Source organism: Inquilinus limosus DSM 16000, from assembly GCF_000423185.1.
Lineage (GTDB): Bacteria > Pseudomonadota > Alphaproteobacteria > DSM-16000 > Inquilinaceae > Inquilinus > Inquilinus limosus.
Genome location: NZ_AUHM01000063.1, coordinates 1 through 1986, shown reverse-complemented (window position 1 = coordinate 1986; position 1986 = coordinate 1). Strand labels below are relative to the sequence as shown.

The following is a 1986-nucleotide window of genomic DNA, read 5'->3' as shown; positions in this document are numbered from 1 at the left end:
GTCCTGCCCCTCGACGAAACGCTTCACGCCTGCCCCCGTTTGAGCCGCCCCGAGCAGCGTATCAGATCACAGCGTTTTCACACGGCCTGGACCCATTGCGGTCCTTCCAACCGTTGCTTTGGGATGACCGCTTCAGCCGCACACCGGCCAGCCTCGGTCGGCCGCCGGCATGCAGCTCATAGGCCAGGATCTCGTCCATCTCATACGCCGCGACGACGAAACGTCGCCGCTACAGGATGAAGTCGCCGACGACGAGAGCCAGGTTCCCGGTGAGCCGGATGTGGAAGTCGGAGACGCCATCGCCGTCGACGTCGCCGGCAATAGTGGTGATGATGCCGTTGGAATGGTAGCGCAGTTGGCCGGCGACGTCGGAATAGGGGGCGGTGCCGATGACGCTGAACGCTTGGTCGCCGGCGACGCCGGTGTCGGCATCGATTGCCGACAAGTCGATCTTATCGCCCTGCGCGCGGCTGAAATCGGTGATCCGGTCGGAGTTGGCTCCGTAGAGGCTGTCGCCGATCGTCGTGAAGACGAACCGGTCCGCCCCGGCGCCACCGGTCAGCACATCCTTGCCGATGCCGCCCTCGAGCACGTCGTTGCCCTTCCAGCCCTGCAGGCTGTTGGCAAGGGCGTCGCCGGTGAGGTAGTCGTCGCCCTGGCTGCCGGACAGGATCTCGAAGCCCGTCAGAGTGTCGCCCTCGGCGTCGCCGCCGTGGCCGGTGCCGGTCGCAAGGTTGACCGTGACGCCGATGGAGCTGAGATAGTAGCTGACGGTGTCGCTGCCTTCGCCGCTGCCGCCGTCCAGATTGTCGGCGCCGGCCCCGCCGCGGAGCACGTCGGCGCCAATGTCCCCGCTGAGGCTGTCGTTGCCGTCGCCACCTTCGACAGTATCGTTTCCGTCGGCCCCAGTCATCTCGTCGTTGCCCTTCCAGCCCTGCAGGGTGTTGGCAAGGGCGTCGCCGGTGAGGTGGTCATCGCCCTGGCTGCCGGAGAGGTTCTCGATGAGGAGCAGGGAATCGCCCTGGGCATCGCCGCCGCTGGCAGTGCCGGTGGCGAGGTCGACCACGACCCCGGTCGAACCGGTGAAGTAGCTGGCGATGTCGATGCCGTCGCCGCCATAGAGGACGTCTGCGCCGGCACCACCGTACAGGACGTCGGCGCCGGCACCACTGCCCAGCGAGTCGGCGCCGGCGCCACCGTGCAGCTTGTCGGCGCCGGCACCACCGCTAAGTTCATCATCATACGCCCCTCCGATCAGCTCATTGAACCCGTCCGATAGGGCCCGCAGGAACACGGGCCAGTCGGTGGCGCTGGCGTCGAGCACGACGGGGCTGTTCGAAAGAGATTCGGCGGAGGTTTGATAGACACCGTTGATGGTCAGATGGACACCGCCGGTTGCAGATCGGGCTTGGACTTGCTGGAAGCCGGTGATGCCGGGATAACTCGTGAGGTCGAGGTCGATGTCTCCGCCAATATCGAAGGCAAGGGTGCACCAAAGCTTATAGTCCCCCGTGACGTTATCGGTCGTATCGAAAAAGTCGAGATTGTTGACGACCGCCCTCCCACCGTTGCGTCGTATCGCAGCCGTCTCGGCACCGTCGACGGAGAAGACGTAATAGTAATCATCCATGGCGATCGCTCCCCGATCGACTTAATTCGCGAAACTATAGGTAGTGCTGGGGCCAGTGCGGGCGAAATACTCCCATCCGGGTGTCCTCTGATACTTTCGGCGGATCTGCATTCCGATTCCGCCGACCACCTGCCGGCGATTGAGCGCGCGCTGCGCAGGCGTCAATTGGTCGGGTCGCCGTCCTGCATTCCCTACGGAGACGCGTCGCTATGACCGCTCTCGGCGCACCGTGCGGACATTCTGCTTGCCGGCCCCGAACTTCCGCTTCCCGCCCAACCCGGACGGCCGGGGTCGCAGCCATTCGCCCAAAAGCGGCCGTCACCCACGGTGCCGGATAGCGGACATGACCGTACCCG

The 1986-nt window shown here is 65.1% G+C and carries 1 protein-coding gene; it reads right to left on the bottom strand.

Going from position 1 to position 1986, the window contains the following annotated elements:
* Positions 1 to 229 precede the first annotated feature (229 nt).
* Complete coding sequence (locus G537_RS40685; RefSeq protein WP_051249299.1) at positions 230 to 1630, bottom strand: calcium-binding protein; 1401 nt, start codon at positions 1628 to 1630, stop codon at positions 230 to 232.
* Between the last annotated feature and the right edge of the window lie 356 nt (positions 1631 to 1986).

What these genes read in the sequence shown, in the direction of transcription:
- G537_RS40685 (WP_051249299.1), bottom strand. Translation starts at nt 1,630, where the DNA reads ATGGATGATTACTATTACGTCTTCTCCGTCGACGGTGCCGAGACGGCT.